Origin of the sequence: Hymenobacter convexus (assembly GCF_030580955.1) — a bacterium.
Lineage (GTDB): Bacteria > Bacteroidota > Bacteroidia > Cytophagales > Hymenobacteraceae > Hymenobacter.
This window is the reverse complement of sequence record NZ_JAUQON010000002.1, coordinates 138878-161485: the sequence shown is the minus strand read 5'-3', so window position 1 is coordinate 161485 and position 22608 is coordinate 138878. Positions and strand designations below refer to the sequence as shown.

General features: G+C 63.5%; 18 protein-coding genes. 11 read left to right on the top strand and 7 right to left on the bottom strand.

Annotation, left to right across the window (positions count from 1 at the left end; all coding sequences use genetic code 11):
• Window positions 1-15: 15 nt before the first annotated feature.
• The 4 genes from Q4S41_RS04170 to Q4S41_RS04155 form a co-directional block, all read right to left on the bottom strand.
• On the bottom strand, window positions 16-1965 hold the full coding sequence (locus Q4S41_RS04170) for a hypothetical protein (RefSeq protein WP_305029851.1): 1950 nt from the start codon (window positions 1963-1965) through the stop codon (window positions 16-18).
• On the bottom strand, window positions 1940-2491 hold the full coding sequence (locus Q4S41_RS04165; protein ID WP_305029850.1) for a hypothetical protein: 552 nt from the start codon (window positions 2489-2491) through the stop codon (window positions 1940-1942). Before Q4S41_RS04165 ends, Q4S41_RS04170 begins: the two co-directional genes overlap by 26 nt.
• 110 nt (window positions 2492-2601) lie before the next feature.
• The gene (locus Q4S41_RS04160; protein ID WP_305029849.1) at window positions 2602-4479 is read right to left on the bottom strand and encodes a hypothetical protein; all 1878 of its coding nucleotides are present in this window, start codon (window positions 4477-4479) and stop codon (window positions 2602-2604) included.
• A 24-nt stretch (window positions 4480-4503) separates the two neighbouring features.
• Window positions 4504-5055 carry a hypothetical protein gene (locus tag Q4S41_RS04155; RefSeq protein ID WP_305029848.1) on the bottom strand — a complete coding sequence of 184 codons (552 nt, stop codon included), beginning with the start codon at window positions 5053-5055 and terminating at the stop codon, window positions 4504-4506.
• A gap of 262 nt (window positions 5056-5317) precedes the next feature.
• Here Q4S41_RS04155 and Q4S41_RS04150 point away from each other — a divergent pair, with 262 nt between their 5' ends.
• On the top strand, window positions 5318-7162 hold the full coding sequence (locus tag Q4S41_RS04150; RefSeq protein ID WP_305029847.1) for a hypothetical protein: 1845 nt from the start codon (window positions 5318-5320) through the stop codon (window positions 7160-7162).
• Between the two features lie 86 nt (window positions 7163-7248).
• Here the strand turns inward: Q4S41_RS04150 and Q4S41_RS04145 are convergent, their stop codons facing one another.
• Entirely contained in the window at window positions 7249-7794 is a 546-nt protein-coding gene (locus Q4S41_RS04145; RefSeq protein WP_305029846.1) for a carbohydrate binding domain-containing protein, read from the bottom strand.
• Window positions 7795-7888: 94 nt separating this feature from the next.
• Between Q4S41_RS04145 and Q4S41_RS04140 the strand changes: the two genes are divergently transcribed.
• Window positions 7889-10231 carry a hypothetical protein gene (locus Q4S41_RS04140; protein ID WP_305029845.1) on the top strand — a complete coding sequence of 781 codons (2343 nt, stop codon included), beginning with the start codon at window positions 7889-7891 and terminating at the stop codon, window positions 10229-10231.
• Between the two features lie 142 nt (window positions 10232-10373).
• Here Q4S41_RS04140 and Q4S41_RS04135 read toward each other — a convergent pair whose 3' ends face one another.
• The gene (locus Q4S41_RS04135; RefSeq protein ID WP_305029844.1) at window positions 10374-12464 is read right to left on the bottom strand and encodes a hypothetical protein; all 2091 of its coding nucleotides are present in this window, start codon (window positions 12462-12464) and stop codon (window positions 10374-10376) included.
• 231 nt (window positions 12465-12695) lie between these two features.
• Between Q4S41_RS04135 and Q4S41_RS04130 the strand changes: the two genes are divergently transcribed.
• Genes Q4S41_RS04130 through Q4S41_RS04120 form a run of 3 tightly spaced genes read left to right on the top strand, consistent with a single transcriptional unit; the run spans window position 12696 to window position 15507 of the window.
• The gene (locus tag Q4S41_RS04130; protein WP_305029843.1) at window positions 12696-13646 is read left to right on the top strand and encodes a glycosyltransferase family 2 protein; all 951 of its coding nucleotides are present in this window, start codon (window positions 12696-12698) and stop codon (window positions 13644-13646) included.
• A 59-nt stretch (window positions 13647-13705) separates the two neighbouring features.
• Window positions 13706-15148 carry an aldehyde dehydrogenase gene (locus Q4S41_RS04125; RefSeq protein WP_305029842.1) on the top strand — a complete coding sequence of 481 codons (1443 nt, stop codon included), beginning with the start codon at window positions 13706-13708 and terminating at the stop codon, window positions 15146-15148.
• Window positions 15149-15153: 5 nt separating this feature from the next.
• Window positions 15154-15507 (top strand): hypothetical protein, encoded by a 354-nt coding sequence (locus tag Q4S41_RS04120; RefSeq protein WP_305029841.1) that lies wholly within the window; start codon window positions 15154-15156, stop codon window positions 15505-15507.
• Between the two features lies 1 nt (window position 15508).
• Here the strand turns inward: Q4S41_RS04120 and Q4S41_RS04115 are convergent, their stop codons facing one another.
• On the bottom strand, window positions 15509-16108 hold the full coding sequence (locus tag Q4S41_RS04115; RefSeq protein WP_305029840.1) for a Uma2 family endonuclease: 600 nt from the start codon (window positions 16106-16108) through the stop codon (window positions 15509-15511).
• Window positions 16109-16198: 90 nt separating this feature from the next.
• Here Q4S41_RS04115 and Q4S41_RS04110 point away from each other — a divergent pair, with 90 nt between their 5' ends.
• The 6 genes from Q4S41_RS04110 (at window position 16199) to rfbA (ending at window position 22540) form a co-directional block, all read left to right on the top strand.
• Window positions 16199-16825 carry an acyltransferase gene (locus Q4S41_RS04110; protein WP_305029839.1) on the top strand — a complete coding sequence of 209 codons (627 nt, stop codon included), beginning with the start codon at window positions 16199-16201 and terminating at the stop codon, window positions 16823-16825.
• A gap of 4 nt (window positions 16826-16829) precedes the next feature.
• Window positions 16830-18125, top strand: coding sequence for a nucleotide sugar dehydrogenase (locus Q4S41_RS04105; RefSeq protein ID WP_305029838.1), 1296 nt, complete (start codon window positions 16830-16832; stop codon window positions 18123-18125).
• Window positions 18126-18208: 83 nt separating this feature from the next.
• Complete coding sequence (gene galE, locus Q4S41_RS04100; RefSeq protein ID WP_305029837.1) at window positions 18209-19228, top strand: UDP-glucose 4-epimerase GalE; 1020 nt, start codon at window positions 18209-18211, stop codon at window positions 19226-19228.
• A 118-nt stretch (window positions 19229-19346) separates the two neighbouring features.
• Window positions 19347-20402 (top strand): dTDP-glucose 4,6-dehydratase, encoded by a 1056-nt coding sequence (rfbB, locus tag Q4S41_RS04095; RefSeq protein WP_305029836.1) that lies wholly within the window; start codon window positions 19347-19349, stop codon window positions 20400-20402.
• A gap of 138 nt (window positions 20403-20540) precedes the next feature.
• Window positions 20541-21548, top strand: a complete 1008-nt coding sequence (locus Q4S41_RS04090) for an SDR family oxidoreductase (RefSeq protein WP_305029835.1) — start codon at window positions 20541-20543, stop codon at window positions 21546-21548.
• Between the two features lie 113 nt (window positions 21549-21661).
• Window positions 21662-22540: a glucose-1-phosphate thymidylyltransferase RfbA gene (gene rfbA, locus Q4S41_RS04085; protein ID WP_305029834.1), complete on the top strand. Its 879-nt coding sequence runs from the start codon at window positions 21662-21664 to the stop codon at window positions 22538-22540.
• Window positions 22541-22608: the final 68 nt, after the last annotated feature.

The following is a 22608-nucleotide window of genomic DNA, read 5'->3' as shown; positions in this document are numbered from 1 at the left end:
CTCTGCAACCCGCGCTTACTTAGTGCCCGCGCCCAGGATGCGCACGCTCATGTCGTCGAGGTAGAGCGCTTTGGTCGACTGGTCGTTGCGGACGTACACGGCAAGCTGGTCGCCGGGCTGCGCATCGTCGGGGATTTGCGAGGCGAACCCCACGGTATCCCACACGCCAGCCGTGCCACCGTACACGGTGCTGGGCGGGCCCACCTTGTTGGTGATGCGCACCGACTGCCACTTCAGTTGCTGGTCGCCGCGCTTCCACTCGATGACCAGGCCGGGCATCTGGTTGATGTTGTACTCCTTATCCGGGAAAAAGGCTTTGATGCTGGCCTGCACCCACTCGCCCGGCTGGGCGGGCAGGCTGCCCAGCGTGGCCCGGAAAGCCGGGCTGTACTGCACCTGCCCATCGACGCGGAACACGGGGGCGGCCCCGGCCGGCGCCTGCTCGGCGGTGTAGCCCGGCCCGGTGCCCTGGCTGAAATTATCGACAAAAACGGACCGGGCCGGGGCGGCGGCCGGCGGGTCGGGCTCGTTGGTGTCGAACTTGGCAAGGATGTCCTTGGTCAGCTGCGTTTTGCCCAGAATACCCAGGTAATAGCGCTGCGTCATGTATTCCGACACGAAGATGCCGTTCTGCAACTGCCAGAACTGAAACATATTGAGGGCGATAAAGCCGGCCAGCACCGCCACCGTAGCGATGGCCGCCACCCGGCCGCGCTTCAGCAGCTCCAGCAGGAAGTAGCCCAGGGGCAGGCACAGCAGGGGGTAGGTTTGCACCATGGCCCGCGAGCCGAAGCTGTCCATGTACCACCAGCACCACCAGCTAAAGGCAATCCAGACGTGCAGCGCCAGGTAGCTGGCCGAAAGCCAGAACAAGTCGCGCCGCCGCCACCACAGCACCGCAATGCCCGCAATGGCCAGCAGCATCACCGGCGTGTAGGTCAGCCAGCCGTTGTTGAAGCTGTAAAGGCCGGATTTGAGGCGTGGGTGGCGGAAATTGAAGGTTTCGCCCGGGTACGAGTCGTAGAACCAGTGGCCCGACATGTGGTGCCAGTACATCAGCTGTGGCAGCCAAATCAGCCCCACCACGAGGCCCGCCAGCACCACCTGCCCGCGATGCTGCCACAGCAGCGCCAACCGGCCGTGCAGGTCCGCCCCCGAAGCCACGCCCAGCAGCAGTGGCACCAGCGCAATGATGATTTCGGTGGGCCGAATGAGAATAGCCAACCCAATGGTGATGCCTAGGCCCAGCGCGTAGCGCCGCCGCGGCCGCTGCAGCCACTTATGCGTGAGCAGCAGCGTACCCGCGTGCAGCACAAACAAAAAGTTGTGCGAATACAGCCCCCGCGACACCGCGTAGCACAGGTAGTTGGTGCCGCAATAGGCCACCAGCAGCAGCAGCGCCGTCAGGCCCTCGGAGAAGTAGTAGCGTAGGAAGCGCCGCAGCAGCAGCAGCCCCAGCAGCGCGTAGGCCAGGCCGGCCAGATAGGCCGCTACCTGATAAGGCGGCGAGTAGCCATCGGGCGAATAAGCGCTGGAATGCGTGGCGTAGAAGTGCGCCACCGCGAAAAAAGGTGCATACAAAATCGCCAGCCCCATGGTGTACTTCACCACGTAGCGGTCGGGCTCGGTGCGCGCGCGCGACACCTCGAAGTTGCCCAGCGGGTGCGCCGGGTTGCCGCGATTGGTGAGTTGGTACTGGTCGATGACGGCCGGCACGAAGGACAGGCCGGCCAGGTCGTGGTAAATGAACGTGGCTGGCAGGTAGAGATAGTAGCCGAACACGTCGTACTTCGTGACGCGTTTCTCGCGCCAGTTTTCCACGCTCGCAAACTGCTGGAGCAGAACGAGCGCCACCAGCGCCACCGCCAGCCAGCTCCACGGCCGCGACCGGCCCGGGGCCGCCGTAGCCCGGGGCTGCTCGACCAAGGACTGGTCGGTGCTATTCTTCACGGAGGAGCTCAACATCGTCGAGGTAGGTGGGGGCGGTGGCCTGGTCGCGCCACAGGTAAATTTTGATATCGTTGCCGGCCGCCGCCTTGGCCGGCAGGCTGAAGGAGTACGACACGGCCGTCCACTTATCAAACTCCCGCACCGCCTCGGCCATCGGCAGCGAGCCGTAGAATACCTTGGCCGTGTCGGTCGGGCTGGCATTCACCTGCACCACCAGGCGGGCCGTGCTGCCGGGGTTGGCGCGCAGGGCCCAGCCCTGCAGGCGCAGCTTGTGCGGCACGGGGTCGGCCAGGCGCCCCAGCACCCGCTCAAACGTGAAGCCGTAGGTGGCGTCCGGGCCGGCCTGTACCGACCAGTGGCCGCCGTGGGCCTTCTTGTCGGTGAGGGAGCCTTCGGCAATGCCGCCCCACCCCACGCTGGCTTCAAAATCGTTGTGCATGAGCTGCTTGGCATTGGCGGTGGCATCGGGGGCAGTGGCCGATTGGCAGCCGCCCAGGGCCAGCACGCAGGCGGCCCAGAAGGCACGGTTCAAATGAATCATGTAATGCGAGGGTAAAGTGGAAAGGTAAAAATACAACCCGGGCGGGCGGCGCCAAGGCCTGCCCGGCGGCCCCGGGCCGAATAGCCGCACCTAGTTGTGAGCGCCGAGGCTTAGTGGGTCATCTTGGGCTTCATCCACTCGGCTTGGATGTCGTCGATGTAGCAGCTCGAAGCGTTGTCGCTGAGCACATAAATCCGCAGCACGTCGCTGGGCAGCGCGTTGGCGGGCAGGGGCGCATCGAAGTACACTTGGCCCCAGCCGCGGGCCACGCTCAGGTTGTTCTGGAGCCGAATGGCGTCCCAGGTCAGGGTTTTGCCGTTGCGTTCCACAGTCATCACCAGGCGGTTGCCCCAGGCGCCGTAATCGGAATAGACCCGGCACGAGGCGCGGATGTAGTGGCCGGGGTTCAGGCTGAAATCGCCCAGCGTAAGCTTCAGCTCCGGGCTGAAGGCGTGGGCGGCATCGGCGTGAAACGACTGCTTGCTGTAGTAGCCCCGGTCGGCCGTGATGGCGGAAGCAGCGTCGGAGGGCAGGTTTTCAAAATCCAGCTTGGCCAGCACCTTGGGCGTGTAGTAACGCTCGGCGCGGGGCAGATGGGTTTTCACATCGAGCAGGGCGTAGTCGGCCTGCGTGGGCTTGGTTTTATTGAAGATGGCGAAATAGTAGCGCCGGTTCATCTCATCGGGGTTGATGATGGACTGCATGTACTGCCAGTGCTGAAACAGGTTCAGGCTGATGAGCAGCACGGCCACCACCGCCACGGCTACCGCCACTGCTGTGCCGCGGCGCTGCGGCTGCACCAGCCACGCCAGGGCCGCGGCCCAGGGCAGGGCCAGCACGGCGTAGCTCTGCACCAAGGCCCGCTGCCCAATGCTGCCGCCGTACCACCAGATGTCCCAGGCCGACACCACCCACAGGTTCAGCACGAAGAACGCCAGCGCCGGCACGGCCAGCCCGCGGTGGGTGCGCCACAGCGCCACAAAGCCCGCCAAGGGCATGAGCAGCAGCGGCGAATATATCAGCCAGCCTTTACGGAAGCTGAACAGCACCTCCCACAGGTGGGGCTTGAGAAAGCTGAAATGCTGGTCGCCGTAGCTGTAAAACAGAAAGTGGCCGGTGGCCCAGTGCCAGTACAGCGGCTGTGGCAGCACGCCCAGCACGCCGCCCAGCACCAGCAGCGCCACGTCGGGCCAGCGCGTGCGCACCAGCGCCAGCTTCGCGCGCAGCGCCGCCCACGAGCCCACGCCCCACAGCACCGGCACCACGGCTGCCACGGCTTCGGAGGGCCGGATGAGCACCAGCAGGCCCAGCGTGAGGCCAATGAAAAAAGCGCCCGCGCGCGTGGGCCGCTCGTGCCACCGCACCGTGAGCCAGAGCAGCAGCGCATACCCGGTGAAGAGGTAGTTGTGCGCCATGGCGGCGTCGAACACCGAGTACTGGAAGTAGTTGGAACCCAGTATCAACAGCACCAGCACCAGGGTGGTCACCACATCGGAAAAGTAGCGCAGCAGCACGCGCCGCAGCAGCCCCAGGCCCAGCAGCGCAAACAGCATGCCCCCGAAGGCAATGGCAATTTGGTAAGGCGCCGAAAAGCCGTCCTGCGGATAATCGAGCCAGCCAGCGGCCCAGTGGCCCAGAAAAAAGAACGGCGTCCAGAGTACGGCCAGGCCGCAGGTGTACTTGGCTACGAGCGCGCCCTCGGGCCCGCCCGGCACCTGAAACGCCTGGTAGAACGAGCTGCTGGGCTGGTAGTCACGCATGATGTCCTGCGCAAACTTCATGTGCCCGAGGTCGTGGTAGATAAAGTGCGCCGGCAGGTAGATGTAGTACCCCATGGCGTCCCAGGTGAGGATGCCCTGCGTGGAGTGCGTGTCGAAATACGGCGCCCACAGCCGGGCCTGCAGCATCAGCAGGAAAAGCACAAGGATGGCCAGCAGCGAGTAGGGCGCCCGCGGCGTGGGGCCGGCAGGAGAGCGAAGGTCAGTCATGGCAGAGGGGCAGCCGGGATTCATTTAATCGGCCTTGCGCAGCGTGAGGCCGTCGAGGTAGGTGGGGGCCGTGGCGGCGCCGTTCCACAGATATAGCTTCAGCACATTAGTGCCCTTGGCCGAAGTGGGCAGCGTGAGGGGCACGCTGAATTCCTTCCATTCGCCCACGGTGGGCACTTCTTCATCGAGGGGCAGCTTGGCATAGAACACCTTGCCCTCATCGGTTTTGCTGTTTTCGACCTGCACCACCAGCTGGGCCGTGCTGCCGGCCTCGGGCCGCAGCGCCCAGGCGTGCAGCATCATTTTCTGGATGGGCTGGGGGCTGATTTCGCCCAGCGGCAGCGCAAACGTGTAGCCGAATGGCAGCTCCGGGGCCACGTGCATGCTCCAGCGGCCGTCGTGGGCTTTGGCCGAGGTGATGGAGGTGTTGCCGCCCTCGCCCCAGCCCGCGCTGCCCTCAAAATCGTTGCGGATGAGTACCGCCGGGTCGGCCGCCGCGGGGGCCGAATCGGAAGCGGAATGACAGGCCGTGAGCAGGGCCGCGCTGCCCAGGGCAGCCGCAATAAAAAAGCGCATTGAATGAGCGGATTGGGGAAAACAAGCGGAGCGTGAGCACGGTGCCTGCAGCCGGGGGAGCCGCCGCCGGCGCAACGGCCCAGACCAAGGGCTCCCAAAAGTACGCCCGCCGCTGCATGTCCGCGCGCTTTCCGGGCAGGCAGTTGGCGCGGCTATGCGGCCAGGCGGGCCATCTGCTTACTTTTGCGGCAGCCATTGGTGGGCCTCGCCCCCCAAAACGCCTGCGTGTCAGGCCGCCAAGCAGTCGCATTCACCCCCGCTTATGCTCCTTTCTAAACAATACACTACCCGGTGGCCTGCCCGCCTCGGGCTTCTCACCATGCTGGTGCTGCTGGCCATGGCCTGGCATTTCTACCAGGAGCGCACCGCGTACTACGACCTGGCCTACCACCTGTTCCGGTACTTCCAAAACAACGAGCTGTTCATTCAGAACCGGCGCTTTGCGGCCGCCATCACGCAGTACCCCACGCTGCTGTCCATCCGGGCCGGCTGGTCGCTGGAGGCCGTGATGCGCACCTACTCGCTGGTGTTTATTCTCTTTTACTTAAGCGTTTACCTGATAAGCGCCTACTGGTTCAAGAACGAGTATGCGGCCTTGCTGGTGCCGCTGCTATTTGTACTTATTGCCTCGCGCACGTTCTACTGGGCGCAGTCGGAGCTGCCGCAGGGGCTGGCGCTGCTGCTGCTTTTTTATGCCGGCATTTCCAAGCAGGCGCCGGTGCGGGCCTCCCTTGGCACGCTGGCGCTGCTGGCGTTGGTGCCGGCATTCATTTTCTGCCACCCGCTGGTGGTGGTGCCGTTTGTGTTTTTGTGGGCCTACGACTGGCTGCTGAACCGCCGCCTGCGCGACTGGCTCTACTACGGCGTGCTGGCCTTTGGCCTGGCCGTGTACGAATACCGCTCGGCCACCATTCCGCCCGACAACTACGAGGCGCACCAGATGACGTTTGGGGCCAACCTGGCGCAGTACTACCCCAACTACATGTCGCTGGAAAGCTGGCCCAACTTCTGGCACCTGTGCGCCAACAACTTCATTGCGCTGCCGGTGTTGCTGGCCGTCTGCACGGTATATTTTTTGTGGAAAAAGTCGTGGTGGGGAGTGGCGCGGCTGTTGCTGGTGTGGGTTTTTGTGATGGGCTACACGTTTGTGGTCATCGTGTCGCGCCCCGGCTACACGGAGGCTACTTACCGCGAAAATCAGTTTCTGCCCCTCGGCATTTTCATTGCCGTGCCCCTGGTGATGGAGCTGCTGCCGGCACTGGAGCGGGCGTTTGGGCGGCGCGGGCCCTGGGTGGCCGCCTCGGTGCTGGCCCTGGTGCTGGTGGGCCGCCTGCTGGTGGTGTGGCGCACCCACGAGCCCTACACGGCTTATAATCAGTGGCTGAAGCACGTGATGCATTACGCCAAGGCCTTTCCGGAGCACCGCCTGCTCGTGCACGAACCCAACGTGGACCCCTACCGCCAGCGGGCCGGCTGGTCGTACTGGGCCTCGCCCTGCGAAAGCCTGTTCCTCAGCTCCGTGCCCAGTCCCGACTCGGCCCAGACGGTGTTCATTACCACCGATTTGCCCACCCGCATCCGCGACGGACAGCAGCCGGGCCGTTTTCTGGGGCCGTTCGAAAACATCCCCAGCTTCGACCTGCCTGGCGCCTACTTCCGCCTGCCCCTCGACAAGCCCTATCGGCTGCTGAACACCGACCCGCCCGTGGCCGACACCACCGCGCTGGCCGGCTACGTGGCCGCCCACCAGGGCGTGCGCCTGTCGCTGAACTCGCCGCTGCCCCGCCTGCGCCACGGCCACGCCGAAACGGCCGACGTGCGCATTGAGGTGCCGGCCGCCATGCAGCCGCTGCACTCGGGCACCCAGGGGCCGCACACCACCTTCCTCTACGCGCGGTTTCGCTACACCGGCGACTGGCCGGTGGCGGGCAACGAGAGCGAGGAAGTAGACGTGCCGCTTGAAGTCGACGTGTACCACCCCTGGTCGCAAACGCTGCCCATCAACTGCCCCAGCGCGCCCGGCCGCTACGAGCTGGAACTGGGCCTGCGCAGCAAGGCTGGCCGCGTGTGGCCCGTGCGCCTGCGGGTGCCGGTGGAGGTGAAATAGACCGGCCGCTTGGCGCCTAAAAAAAGGCTGGGGGCCTGCTGCTAAGCAGGCCCCCAGCCTTTTTTGTTTTGGGAAGCAGAAGCTAGTTACTTGGCCAGCTTCACTTCTACGTCGTCGAGGTACACGGGCTGGGTGCTGTCGCCGCGCCAGGGGTAAATCTGGATGCGGCTGGTGGCCGTGGCTTCGGCGGGCACGGTGATGGTCTTCTCCACCTTCTGCCACACGTTGAATTTTTTCACTTCTTTCACCAGCTGCATGCCGTCCCAGAGGTACACCTTGTTGGTGGCGGGCTCGGTAATCTGGGTCACCAGCACGGCCGGGGCCTGGTTGCTGGGCAGGAATACCCACGCCGAAACCGTGATTTTGTTGGGCCGCGAAGCCGACAGCTTGCTGAGCAGGTTGCCGTAGCCGAGGCCGTAGTCGGCGCCGGGCTTCACCACCACGCTGTATTGGCCGGAGTGGGCCTTTTCGGTGGTGAGGGTGGCCATGCTGGGCGAGTCGCTCCAGCCGTTGAGGTGCTCAAAATCGTTCGAGGTCAGCAGGCCGGCCTCGGCGTCGGATTGTGATTTGTCAGAGCAGCCGCTCAGCGAAAGCGCGAGCAAGGCCGCAGCGAGGGTAAAATAACGGGGCATGAATTAGAAAAAAGGCGGTTAATGCCGACAAAGATAATGGCATCCATGGCTTTGCCTCCCATTGGAGCGGCCCGGCGCCGTACTTTTGCCGCGTATGCGCACTTCTTTTCTTTCAACCGGTAGTTTCCGGCGGCATCCTCACGCGTGGGGCTACGTGGTGGTGGCCTTGGTCACGTTTGGGCTGATGACGCTGAAAATGAGCGGCCCGCTCTTCCATCCCGACACCTACCTGCTGGCCAACGGCGGCGACGGGGTGCAGAGCTATTTCGCCACGGCCTTCTACGGCTTGTATGACCAGGGCGTGCGCTTCACGGGCATGAACTACCCCTACGGCGAGCACGTGAACTACCCCAACATGCAGCCGCTCATTGCCTGGGTCATCAGCTTTCTGGAGCGCCACGGTGTGCACGCGGGCCACCGCACCATTGGCATCACCAATTTTCTGGCGCTGCTGGCCTTCGGTATTTCGCCCCTGGTGATGTATGCCGTGCTGCGGCGGTTCCGGCTGCCGGTGCTGTATGCGGCCCTGACGGCGGTGCTCATCGTGTTTCTCACGCCGCAGCTGCTGCGCCTGGGCGGGCACACGTCCTTGAGCTACGCGTTTTTCCTGCCGCTGCTCTGGTACTACATCATTCGGATGCAGGAGGAGCCCCTGGAATGGCGCTGGTATGCCTGGTTTGTGGGCATGAGCCTGTTTGTGGCGGGCATCATGCCGTATTTCACGGCGGCGGCCAGCTTCTTTTTGCTCAGCCACGTCATCGTGCTCAGCTGGCAGCGCAAGCATCCCAAGCCCCTGCTCTGGCGCATGGTGGTGGCGGCGCTGCTGCCGCTGCTGGTGTACCGGGCGTGGCTCTGGCTGACCGACCCCGCCACCGACCGCCCGCCGAACCCCTTCGGCCTGCTGGTCTACACCTCGTCCTGGACCGGCATTTTCGTGCCTTTCTACGCTCCGGCGCGCGAAGTGTGGCTGGCCATTGCTCCCACCGACCTGCCCGGGCTCGAAGGCGAAAACTACCTGGGCCTCGTGGCCGGGGGCGTGCTGGTGGGCGGGGCAATACTTGGCCTGTACCGGGCCTTGCGCAGCCGGCAATGGATGCGGCTGGTGCGGCCCACCATGCCCGCGCCGCTGGCGGCAGGCCTGTGGGCGGGCTTCCTGCTGCTAATGTACGCCTTCGGCTACCCGCTTAAGTGGCAATGGTTTGTGTGGTTTAAAGACCATTCGGGGCCCATCAAGCAGTTTCGGGCGCTGGGACGCTTTGCGTGGCCGTTCTACTACGTGGCCGGCACCTACGCCGCCTACTACATCTACCGCTGGTGGCGCTACCACCGGCTGCACGGCGTGCGCGGGATGGCGCTGCCGTGGCTGCCGCTGCTGCTCATCATTTGGGCGGGCGAGGCGTGGGTGAACTTCTACGTGAAGGGCGACGAAATCAGCCGTTTCCCCATTGCCAAGGACTTCATGGACCCCGACCACACCATTGCGCAGCAACTGGGCTGGGCCAACCACCAAGTGAGCGACTTCCAGGCCATTCTGCCGCTGCCCTACTTCAACATTGGCAGCGATAAAGTGGATTTGAGCGGCACGCCCAACTCCTTCTACAATGCTGAGCATCTAGCCGTTGCCACGGGCCTGCCGCTGCTGGCCACCTACGTGTCGCGCCCGTCGGTCGAGCACATGATACGGCACGTGCAGCTGCTCAGCAGCCCCATGCTGCCCAAGCCGCTGCTCGACGACTTTCCCTCGCGCAAGCCCATTCTGCTGATGGTGGCTAACGGCGGCGGCCTGAGCCCGGCCGAGGAGCGCATCATCAAACTGGCCCACCCGCTCAACGTGCCCTTCACCGACTTCACGCTCTACGAGCTGGCCGTAGCCGACCTGGCCCGCACCGATATTGCCGCCGAGCGCGCCAAGGCCGCCACGCTGCTGCCCACGCTGCCCCAGCAGCCCGGCGGCTGGTACACCACCACCGGCCGCGGCGTGCTGGTGCAGGGCTACGACAAGGAGCCCGACCACCGCAGCCACCTGGGCACGGGCGGCGCCTTCTACGCCGAGCCCGAGCAGTTCTCGAAGCTCTACGACGGCCCGCTGCCCCTGCCCGCCGACACCGGCCGCTACGAAGTGTCGGTGTGGGTGAACATCAAGAACCAGTACGGCAACGGCAACCTGCAAATCAACCTGTTCTCGGCCGATGGCCGCCAGCTAGAGCACAAGGGGGCCGACGGCCGGGTGGCCACCGAACTCGACGGCCCCTGGCTGCGCGTGGTGCTGCCCTTCAACCGGCCGGCCGATGCCACGCGCCTCGAAGTGCTCTACGACAGCCGCGACCTGCTGGCCGACGACCTGCTCGTCCGGCCTGTCGACACCGATGTGTATTACTACGTGCCCACCCCCAGCGGCCGGCAACTGGTTAAAAACACCTATCTGCTCGGCAAGTAACCCAACTGGCCGGCAATAAAATAAGAGCCCCAGCGGGGCAACACTTGTTGAACGAGTGTTGTCCCGCTGGGGCTCTTATTTTATTGCCGGTCTAAGCAAAATAGGGTTGACTAGCCGCGGGTTTGGATAGGGATTATATACCCTACGGCGCTTGAGCCGCCCGGCGGGCGGCCCGTCGCTCGTTCCGGGTCAGGCACACTTCCGCTACGGCGCCGACGCCCGGCACTCGATAGGAATAGATGCCGTGCGTGGCCACGGGCAGCCCCATATTGTCCTGCTGCAAGGTGACGGTGTACTCGCCGGGCTCCGTTGGGAAAAACGTGAGGACGGGGCCCATTACCGCCGGCTCTGGCCCCCGCGGACCGGTGATGCGCCAGCTGTATATCGAAGTAACATCCGGATTGGCCACGGCCCCGCGCCAGGCGGGCAGCTGGCGGAAGGTGCGGTGCAGAAACGTGCTGAGCGCGCATTGCCCGAGCGACAGGCCCGCGCCCGGGGTGGCGCGCAGCGTCACGCGGGGCACGGTGGGTTCCCAGGCCGCGGCCACGGCCGCCGCCACGGCCGGATGGGCGGCCAGCCGGTAGTCGGGCACGGCCGCTTCGGGGCGGTCGGGGAGGCCCGGGCCTAAGTCGAGGCCCACCCGCAAGCTATTAATAAGCCGGCCGGGCGCCGCCAGAAAGCCAAGCTGCGCCGCACTGAACGACCGGACGTTGGCAAACTGAAAGCGCAGCCAGTCAGCCTGGCAGGCATCGCTCAGGGCGGCGCTGAACCAGCCCGAGTCGTCCCAGTTCCAGGTGCCCATATTGCCGGGCGAAAGCTGGCCGGTGGGGGCCAAATCGCCGTTGGCTTTCCGCAAGATGGTGTTGCCGTGGTCGAAGTACACCACGTAGGGCAGCTGGCTGGCGTAGGCCTGCCCCAGGGCCGTGGCGCCGCCGCCATCGGGCAGGAAATTGAAGCCGTGGCAGGGGTCGATGGTGGCCATGAACTGGCCGGCACAGGCGGGCGTGTTCAGCGCCGCGGGGGCCACGACGGGGCACTGGTAGGAGGTGCCCGCGTTAGTGTTGGCCCGGTCGTCGAGCGCGGGGCTGGTTTCGCGGGCGCGCATCGTGGCCATAGCGAAATCGAAAATGTACCGGTCGCGCCCGGCCGCCGTGGTGCCATCAATCAGCTTCACGGTGTGCTGGCCGTTGTTGTCAACTTCGCTCATGGGCTCGGCGGTGAGCACCAGGGCCGCGTTGGCGTGGCCGGGCGTGGTGCGGGCGTAGCGGCGAATGCGGCCGATGAGTACGGCCACCTGATGCAGGGCCTGGGCGCGGGCCTCGCCCATCACCGGATACAGCTTGCCCCACACCTTGGGCTGGCCCATGTGGAGCGAGGTGTAGCCCAGGTCGAGGTAGGTTTTGGCCTGGTAAAAAAGCCACATGCGGCCTTCCAGCTTGGTCAGGTCGGGCGTGTAGCTGGTGTTATCGAACAGATACGTGAGGCGAGAAAAGCGGAATTTCAGGCCGCTGCGTGGTTGGCCGGCCTCGTCCAGGTAGTAAGTCCGGACAGAATCGGCCTGCATTTCGGCCGCGAATTCGGCAATGACTTCGGGCGGAATGAGCACCCGGTTCACGCCGGAGTTGGTGCCCGGCGGGCCCGGCTGCATCCACGCCGCGCAGGGCGTGCCGGGCGCGCCGCACACCGGGCCGGGGTCCGCGTTTTCGAGCACGCTGGCCTGAATGAAGGGGCGGGCCAGCCCGGCGCAGTCATACTCCTCGTTGATGCGGCGCACGGTTTGGGCAGCGGCCTGCAAGTACTCCGAGCCCGGAAGAAAGCGTTCGGGCGAATTCCAGGCGCTGGCCGCAAACTGCACGAAGCTGGCCTTGAGGCGCACCAGCAGGGACACATCGGCCGCGAAATTGGCCGGGCAGTAGGGGTAGTTGCACAGGCCCCGGCAGGTCAGGCTGTCGTTGTAGCTGGCCGGGTCGTTGGGCGGGCCGCCGGTGTAGCACGGGGTTTTGTCGTTGGCTTGGTTCCAGGCGAAGGGTGCGGGCATCAGCTCCTCGCACAGGCCGTTCATGGCCACGGCTCGGGCCAGATACCGCTCTACCGGCGCTGCGCTGCTGCTGTCGAGGCTAGGCACGAGGCCGGCCACCGGCGGGCAGGGCCCCGCCGCAGTTTGCGCCTGCGCAAGTCCTGCAAACCAGCTTAGGCAGCCCAGCATCGGCCATAAACATCGTTTGCCGGTCATGTGGAAGCGTAATTAGCGGAGCAACGTTGAAAATAAGTGCCGGGTAGGGCCCGGCCGCAAGCGAAAAAAGCCCTGCGGACTGATACGTACGCGGCCAGGCACCGGAAAAGACGTGCCGCCCGGCGCTGGGCCAATGGGCCGTCCGTCGCCAAGCCGGCATGCCGTACTTTTGGCCCGCTGGCCTCCGCTCCCGAAGCTAGATTTTCCCAACCGGATTCGCCCCAACCCCGCGTGGAACTGTCCGTCGTCATCCCCATCTACAACGAGGAAAGCAACATCGACGAGCTATACCAGCGCTTGCTGAGCGTGCTGGAACCCATGGCTCTGCCCGGCGGCTTCGAGCTGATTTTTGTCAACGATGGCTCGCGCGACCAGTCGCTGCCCCTGCTCCTCAACTTGGCCACCCGCGACGAGCGGGTGCGCTACATCGACCTGAGCCGCAATTTCGGCCACCAGATTGCCGTCACGGCCGGCCTCGACCGGGCCGCGGGTGCCGCCGTCGTCATCATCGACGCCGACCTGCAGGACCCACCCGAGCTAATCCCGGAGCTGCGCGCCAGGATGCGCGAAGGCTACGAAGTGGTGTACGCCAAGCGCCGCTCGCGCCAGGGCGACAGCGCCGCCAAGAAGCTCACCGCCCGGCTGTTCTACCGCCTGCTGGCCAGCATCACCCACATTTCCATTCCGGTCGATACCGGCGACTTCCGCATCATTTCGCGCAAAGTGGTGGAGGGCCTGCGCCTCATGCCGGAGCAGAACAAGTTCATCCGAGGCCAGATTTCCTGGATTGGCTACCGCCAGACGTTCATCGAGTACGACCGCGCCGAGCGGGCCGGCGGCGAAACCGGCTACACCTACCGCAAAATGCTGCGCCTGGCCCTGGATGGCATCACCGCCTTCTCCGACGTGCCGCTCAAAGCCGCCACCATCAGCGGGTTTCTGGTGTCGGGCATTGCCTTTTTTGTGGGGTTGTACACGCTCTATTCGCGCTTCATTACGCATGATTACCAGCCGGGCTGGGCGTCGCTGATGGTGAGCATCCTGTTTCTGGGCGGCGTGCAGCTCATTTCGGTGGGCATCATCGGCGAGTACATCGCCCGGCTCTCGGCCAACGTGCGCCAGCGCCCGCTCTACCTTATTTCGGACACGAACCTGCCGCCGTATTCGCCGCCCGCGAAGTAGGGCGCGGGGCTAATGTGCGAGCGGCGTTAGCTTTGCCCAACCCACTCGCTCCCCGCTTTATGCTGCGCATCCAGAATTACCTCAACGGCCAGCTGGTGCCGCCCCAGGCCGGCCGCTACCTTGCCAACGTGGAGCCCGCCACCGGCCAGGTCTACGGCCAGATTCCCGACTCCGGCCCCGAAGACGTGGCCGCCGCCGTGGCCGCCGCCGAAGCCGCCCTGCCCGCCTGGCGCGCCCTTCCGGCCGAGGACCGGGGCCGCCTGCTCGTCAAAATTGCCGACCTCATCGACGCCAATCTGGAGCGCCTGGCCCACGCCGAGAGCCAGGACAACGGCAAGCCCCTCAGCCTGGCCCGGGTGATGGACATCCCGCGCGCGGCATCCAATTTCCACTTTTTCGGCACTGCCGCCCAGCATTTCGCCACCGAGGCCCACGTGCAGGAAGGCGTGGCCGTGAACTACACCGTGCGCCACCCCGTGGGCGTGGTGGGCTGCATCTCGCCCTGGAACCTGCCGCTCTACCTCTTCACCTGGAAAATTGCGCCGGCCTTGGCCGTGGGCTGTTGCGTGGTGGCCAAGCCCTCGGAAATCACGCCCGCCACGGCCTTTCTATTGAGTGAGCTGTGCATCGAAGCGGGCTTGCCGGCCGGCGTGCTCAACATCATCCACGGCAACGGGCCAAACTGCGGGCAGGCCATTGTGGAGCATCCGGGCATCAAGGCCATCAGCTTCACGGGCGGCACGGCCACCGGGCGGCACCTGGCCCGCACGGCCGCGCCCCTGTTCAAAAAGCTGAGCCTGGAGCTGGGCGGCAAGAACCCGAACATCGTCTTTGCCGACTGCGACCTGGCCGCCGCCGTGGCCACCAGCATCCGCAGCAGCTTCGCCAACCAGGGCCAGATTTGCCTCTGCGGCTCCCGCATCTTCGTGGAGCGGTCCATCTACGAGACTTTCAAAACCGAGTTTCTGAAGCAACTGGAGCTGCAAAAAATCGGCGACCCGCTTGAGGCCGATACCAAGCAGGGCGCGCTGGTGAGCGAAGCGCATTTGCATAAAGTGCTGGCCTACATTCAGCTGGCGCACGACGAAGGCGGCACGCTGCTGGCCGGCGGCCACCGCGCCACCGTGCCCGGCCGCTGCGCCGACGGCTACTTCCTGGAGCCCACCGTCTTCGAGAACCTGCCCTTCGACTGCCGCACCAATCAGGAAGAAATCTTCGGTCCCGTTGTCACCCTCACGCCCTTCGACACCGAGGAGGAAGCCCTGATGATGGCCAACAGCACGGATTACGGCCTCTCGGCTACCCTCTGGACGCGCGACCTGCAGCGCGCCCACCGCGTGGCGCACCAGTTGCACTCCGGCATTGTGTGGGTGAACACCTGGCTGCACCGCGACTTGCGCACGCCCTTCGGCGGCATGAAAAACTCCGGCGTGGGCCGCGAAGGCGGCCTGGAAGCCCTGCGGTTTTTCACCGAAGCGCAGAACGTGTGCGTGAAGCTGTAGGCGTCATGGAAAAGCCGGCAATAGCTCCAGCTAAGGAGCGTGGGCTGTTCCTGAAGGGTTTTGGCGGCACCATTCTGGGGAGCTTGGTCTGGCAGTTGATACTGGTAATTGCAACTGCTCTTACCGCTTCAAACCGCTGGTTGCCCCTTCACACTCGCCATCAAGGAGCGGTGGCAGCTTTTGTTTATGCGGTCGGATTATTTCTCAATTTATGGGCGTTGTACAGGGCGTTTCGCCACGCTCATGCTCGGACCGGCGACGGTATCCTGGCGGGATTAGGTGTCTTGTTCTGCTTAGGAACGGCAGCACTTGCTGTGATATTCATGCTACAGGACTACGCTGAAGCGTTACGTGACTAAATCAGGCCCTCTCCAGCTCCACCCCCGCATACACCTCCGCCAGCGGCACTTGGCAGCCGATGCTGCTCAGGTCCAGCACAGCGCTCAGGTCGCGGGTTTCGGTGAATATCCAGCGGCCCAACTCGTCCAGGGTATAGATTTCGGCGTGCACCTCCTCAGAGCTGAGCATGAGATACTGGCGCAGGCTGTCGATGCGCCGGTAAAGCGTAAACTTTTCGTAATGGTCTCGCTCGGCCGTTGAGGCGGATGTTACTTCCACCACTAGCACTGGATTAGTCAAAGACCGGGGCTTCACTTCATCAGAAAGCATAGGAGTGCCGCAAACCACTACCGTATCGGGGTAGAGGTAGCCGGAACGGTTCTTTGTTTGTACCCAAAGGTCACTCATATTGGCTTTACAGCCATTTTTTCGCTGCTGCGGGCCAATGACTTGGTTGAGGTTGTAGTTGATATCGTTATGGGCCATTTCGGCGCCGGCCATCGCCCACACGCGGCCATTGGCGTACTCATGGCGGGTTTCGGCGTCGAGCTCGATTGCGAGATAGTCGTCAGCCGAAACGTAGCCGGATTTCTCGGGAAGTTTGAAAGCTGGCAGGCCCATGACGTTATCAGTTTAAGGGAATTACCCAAAAGTACGAACCCAACCCCGGCCCCGTCTTACCTTTGCGGGCCCAACCACCTGCTTGCCCGCATGGCCCACACTGCCCCCGATTACTACGCCCATCCCACCGCCGTCCTCGACGAGGGCTGCCAGATAGGCCGGGGCAGCCGCGTGTGGCACTTCTGCCACGTCTCGGCGGGGGCCGACATTGGCGAAGACTGCAACCTGGGCCAGAACGTGTTCGTGGCCGACGGCGTGGTGCTGGGCCGCAACGTGAAGGTGCAAAACAACGTGAGCCTCTACGGCGGCGTTATCTGCGAAGACGATGTGTTTCTGGGCCCCTCCGTGGTGTTCACCAACGTGAAGAACCCGCGCAGCGCCGTGCCCCGCAAGGGCAACGGCCAGTACCAGACCACCTACCTGGAGCAGGGCGTCACCATCGGGGCCAATGCCACCATTGTGTGTGGCACCCGGCTGGGGCGCTACGCCTTTGTGGGCGCGGGCAGCGTGGTCACGCACGACGTTCCGGCCTATGCTCTCGTATACGGCGCGCCCGCCCGGCCTCATGGCTGGATGAGCGCCTACGGCCACCGCCTCGCCTTCGATGCCCAGCGCCGGGCCACCTGCCCCGAAAGCGGCGAACAATACGAGCTCAGCGCCGACGAACAGTCGGTGCGCCCGCTCACCAAAACCGACAAACGAACCTCGAAAATCTAACTACGTGTACGACCAACTATTGCGCAAAGAGGCCACCCTGGCCGTCATCGGCCTCGGCTACGTGGGCTTGCCCATCGCCCTCGAATTCGCGAAGCAGCTGAAAGTCATCGGCTTCGACATCAACGCCGGCCGCGTGGCCCAGATGAAACAGGGTATCGACCCCAGCGGCGAGCTCGAAAAGGAAGCCTTCGAGGGCTGCGACATCACCTTCACCGATTCGCTGGAGGTGCTGCGCCAGGCGCAGTTCTACATTGTGGCCGTGCCCACGCCCATCGACGAGCACGCCATGCCCGACCTCAAGCCGCTGCTTGGCGCGTCGAGCTCGGTGGGCAAGGTGCTGAAAAAGGGCGACTATGTGGTGTTTGAGAGCACCGTGTACCCCGGCTGCACCGAGGAAGACTGCATTCCGGTGATTGAGCGCCTGTCGGGCCTGAAATTCCCGCACGATTTCAAGGTGGGCTACTCGCCCGAGCGCATCAACCCCGGCGACAAGGAGCACACCCTACGCCGCATCGTGAAGGTAGTGAGCGGCAACGACCAAGAAGCCCTCGACACCATTGCCAAAGTCTACGAGCTGGTGGTGGACGCCGGCGTGCACCGCGCCAGCAGCATCCGTGTAGCCGAGGCCGCCAAAATCATCGAAAACACCCAGCGCGACGTCAACATCGCCCTGATGAACGAGCTGTCGATGATTTTCGACCGCATGAGCATCAACACCTACGAGGTGCTGGAAGCCGCCGGCACCAAGTGGAACTTCCTCAAGTTCAGCCCAGGCCTGGTGGGCGGCCATTGCATCGGCGTCGACCCCTACTACCTGACCTACAAGGCCAAAGAGCTGGGCTACGACGCGAAGGTGATTCTGAGCGGCCGCACCACTAACGACAATATGGGCGCCTACATCGCCCGCAAAACGGTGCAGATGATGATTAAGAAGGGCAAGGACGTGGCCAAAAGCCGCGTGCTGGTGATGGGCGCCACCTTCAAGGAAAACGTGGAGGACATCCGCAACTCCAAAGTGGCCGACGTGATTCAGGAGCTAAAAAACTTCTCGGTGAACGTCGACATCGTGGACCCCCACGCCGACTCGAACGAGCTGCACCACGAGTACGGCTTCCGCCTCACGCCGAACGACGACGTGCGCAAAGACTACGACGCCGTGATTGTGGCCGTGGGCCACCTGCCTTACGCCGCCAAGGACGAAGCCTACTTCCAGTCCATCACCGCCGACAACGCCGTGCTGGTCGACATCAAGGGCCTATACCGCGGCAAAATGAAAGACATCCAGTACTGGAGCCTCTAAATTCAATGGGTGCATGGGCGAATGGCTGAATGAATCCCCAGGCCATTCAGCCATTCGCCCATTTACCCATTCAGCCATTGACTATGAAAATTCTCGTGACCGGCGGCGCCGGCTATATCGGTTCGCACGCGGTGGTCGAGCTGGCGCAGGCGGGCTTCCAGCCCATTATTGTCGATAACTTCAGCAACTCGCAGGAGTCGGCCGCGGCAGGCATTGAGGCCATTCTGGGCACGAAAGTGCCTCTGCACCGCATCGACTGTGGCGACGCGGCGGCGCTGCGTCAGGTGTTCGAAACCGAGAAGGACATCAAGGGCGTGATTCACTTCGCGGCCTTCAAGGCGGTGGGCGAATCGGTGCAGAAGCCGCTGGCGTACTTTCAGAACAACGTGGGCTCGCTGCTGACGCTGCTGGAAGTGATGAAGGAATTTGGCGTTGAGAATCTGGTGTTTTCGTCGTCGTGCACCGTGTACGGCATTCCCGATGCCCTGCCCGTGACCGAGGCCACGCCCACCAAGCCGGCCTCCTCGCCCTACGGCCGCACCAAACAGATGTGCGAGGACATCGTGCACGACGTGTCGGGCGCGCCCGATAACCAGATTCGCACCATTCTGCTTCGCTACTTCAACCCAATTGGGGCGCACGAATCGGCCAAGATTGGTGAATTGCCGCTGGGCGTGCCCAACAACCTGGTGCCCTTCATCACCCAGACGGCGGCCGGCATCCGCGAGAAGCTCACCATTTACGGCAACGACTACGACACGCCCGACGGCACCAACGTGCGCGACTACATCCACGTGGTGGACCTGGCCAAGGCCCACGTGGTGGCCGTGCAGCGCCTGCTCGACCGCAAAGCGACCGAAACCGTCGAAACATTCAACGTGGGCACCGGCCACGGCAACTCGGTGCTGGAAGTGGTGCAGGCTTTCGAGAAAGCCAGCGGCCAGAAGCTGAACTACAGCATCGGCCCGCGCCGCCCCGGCGATGTGCCGGCCATCTACGCCGATGCCACCAAGGCCGCCGAGGTGCTGGGCTTCAAAACCGAAACCTCGCTGGCCGACTCGCTCGCCAGCTCCTGGAAGTGGCAGCAAACGTTGGCTAAGTAAATAATCCAAAAGAACGTCATGCTGAGCGCAGCCGAAGCATCTCTACTGTAATAGCAACTAAATACTTGCACGGTAGAGATGCTTCGGCTGCGCTCAGCATGACAAACGATTAAAACTCATGAAAATCCTCATCACCGGCGGCGCCGGCTTCATTGGCTCCCACGTCGTTCGGCTGTTCGTGACGAAATACCCGGAGTACCAGATTCTCAACCTCGACGCGCTGACCTACGCCGGCAACCTGGAAAACCTGCGCGACATTGAGAATGCGTCGAACTACCAGTTCATCAAGGGCGACATTGCCGACCAGAACTTCATCGACCAGCTGTTTGCCAACGAGGAGCCCGACGCCGTGATTCACCTCGCGGCCGAATCGCACGTCGACCGCAGCATCACGGACCCTATGGCGTTTGTGAAAACCAACGTCATAGGGACCGTAAATCTGCTGAACGCGGCGCGCCACCTGTGGCAGCCCGGCGGCTACGAGGGCCACGTATTCTACCACGTGAGCACCGACGAGGTGTACGGCTCGCTGGATTTTGGCCCCGAGATGTTCACGGAGGAAACCAGCTACGACCCCCGCTCGCCCTACTCGGCCTCGAAAGCCTCGTCCGACCACTTCGTGCGGGCCTGGCACCACACCTACGGCCTGCCCATCAAGCTGAGCAACTGCTCGAACAACTACGGCCCCAACCACTTCCCCGAGAAGCTCATTCCGCTGGCCATTCACCGCCTGCGCACCGGCCAGCCGGTGCCCGTGTACGGCAAGGGCGAGAACGTGCGCGACTGGCTGTTTGTGAAAGACCACGCCACGGCCATCGACGCGGTGTTCCACAAGGGCAAAAACGGCGATACCTACAACATCGGCGGCGTGAACGAGTGGCAGAACCTGAAGCTCATCGAGCTGCTCTGCGATGTGGTGGACGAGAAAACCGGCCAGGAAGTGGGCACCTCGCGCAAGCTCATCAAGTTCGTGACCGACCGCGCCGGCCACGACATGCGCTACGCCATCGACTCCTCCAAAATCATGAACGAGCTGGGCTGGAAGCCCTCCGTGACCTTCGAGCAGGGCCTGGCCCAAACCGTGGACTGGTACCTCGCCAACGAAGAGTGGCTCAACAGCGTAACGAGCGGCGCGTATCAGGACTACAACGCCAAGCAGTACGCGGGGCGGTAGAACGCTAATCAGCCCGTCATGCTGAGCGAAGCCGAAGCATCTCTACTGCTATACTATTCAATTACTTTGGCAACGAAGCAGTAGAGATGCTTCGGCTTCGCTCAGCATGACGTGCTGATTAACTCTTAACTCACCAACGTGTACGAAAACCCTTTCCACGAGCGGCCGCTCGACAACCTCACCTTTCTCGTTACCGGCGGCGCGGGCTTCATCGGCTCCAACATCGTGGAGTATTTGCTGAAATACGGCGTGAAAAAAGTGCGGACGCTGGACAACTACTCCAACGGCTTCCGCAAAAACCTGGCGCTCTTTGCCGGTGATTCGCGCCTTGAAATTCTGGACGGTGACATCCGCGACGCGGCTACGTGCGCCAATGCCTGCGAAGGCGTGGACGTGGTGCTGCACGAGGCCGCGCTGGGCTCGGTGCCGCGCTCCATCAAAGACCCGGTACTGACCAACGACGTGAACGTGGGCGGCTTCGTGCAAATGCTGACGGCCGCCAAAAACGCAGGCGTGAAGCGCTTCGTGTACGCAGCTTCGAGCTCGACTTATGGCGACCACCCCGGCCTGCCCAAGGTGGAAGACCGCATCGGCAAGCCGCTCTCGCCCTACGCCGTGACGAAGTACGCCAACGAGCTGTACGCCGACGTGTTTGCCCGCACCTACGGCATGGAAATCGTCGGCCTGCGCTACTTCAACATCTTCGGCCCGCGTCAGGACCCCGGTGGGGCCTATGCGGCCGTGATTCCGCTGTTCATCGACGCCATTCTGCGCAACGAAGCGCCCACGCTCAACGGCGACGGCGGCCAGACCCGCGACTTCACCTTCGTGGAAAACTGCGTGGAAGCCAACATCCGCGCCGCGCTGGTGGAAAACCCCGAGGCCCTGGGCCAGGTCTACAACATCGCCGTGGGCGACCGTACCTCGCTGGTGCAGATGTACGACATCCTGCGCGAGGAAGCCGGCTCGGACCTGGCGCCGAAATTCGGCCCCGACCGTGCTGGTGACATCCGCGATTCGCTGGCCGATATCTCGAAGGCCAACCGCCTGCTGGGCTACCAGCCGCAGGTGCGCATCCGCGAGGGCTTGAAGCAGACGCTGGAGTGGTTCAAGGCCAACCAGGATTTCATCAAAGAAAGAAATTGACGAATGGCTGGACTGTTAAATGGTTGAATTGTTTGGGTGGTTTTACCACTCAGTAATTTGACCATCCAACCATTCACCTATTCAACCATTCAGCAATTCACCCCACCCCATCCATGAAAGGCATTATCCTCGCCGGTGGCTCCGGCACCCGCTTGCACCCGCTCACGCTGGCCGTCTCGAAGCAGCTCATGCCCGTGTACGATAAGCCGATGATTTACTACCCGCTGTCGATTCTGCTGTCGGCGGGTATTCGGGAAGTGCTCATCATCACCACGCCCCACGACCAGGCACAGTTCAAAAAGCTGCTGGGCGACGGCAAGAGCCTGGGCTGCGACTTCCAGTACGTGGTGCAGGAGGTGCCCAACGGCTTGGCCCAAGCCTTCGTGCTGGGAGCTGACTTCATCGGCCAGGACAAGGTGGCGCTGGTGCTCGGCGACAATATTTTCTACGGTGCCGGCCTCGCCGAACTGCTCAAGGCCAATAACGACCCCCAGGGCGGCGTGGTGTTTGCCTACCATGTGAATGACCCTGAGCGCTACGGCGTGGTCGAGTTCGACGAGAACAAGAAAGCGCTCAGCATTGAGGAAAAGCCGGCCAAGCCCAAGAGCAACTACGCCGTGCCGGGCCTGTATTTCTACGACAACGACGTGGTGGAAATCGCCAAAAACCTAGAAATAAGCCCACGCGGCGAGTACGAAATCACCGACGTGAACCGCGAGTACCTGCGCCGCGGCACCCTGAAAGTGGGCATCCTGGGCCGCGGCACGGCCTGGCTCGACACCGGCACTTTTGAAAGCCTGATGCAAGCCGGCGAGTTTGTGAAGGTGATTGAGCAGCGCCAGGGCCTGAAAGTGGGCTCCATCGAAGAGGCGGCCTACCGCCAGGGCTTCATCGACGCCGACCAGCTTCGCGCCATCGCGGCCCCGCTCCGCAAAAGCGGCTACGGCGACTACCTCATGAACCTGCCCGAGCAGCTGATGCTGGACGAGTAAACGCCTGTCATTGCGAGCGGAGCGAAGCAATCCGTCCTGTTCTCAGCGACCAGCCTAGTAATGTGACA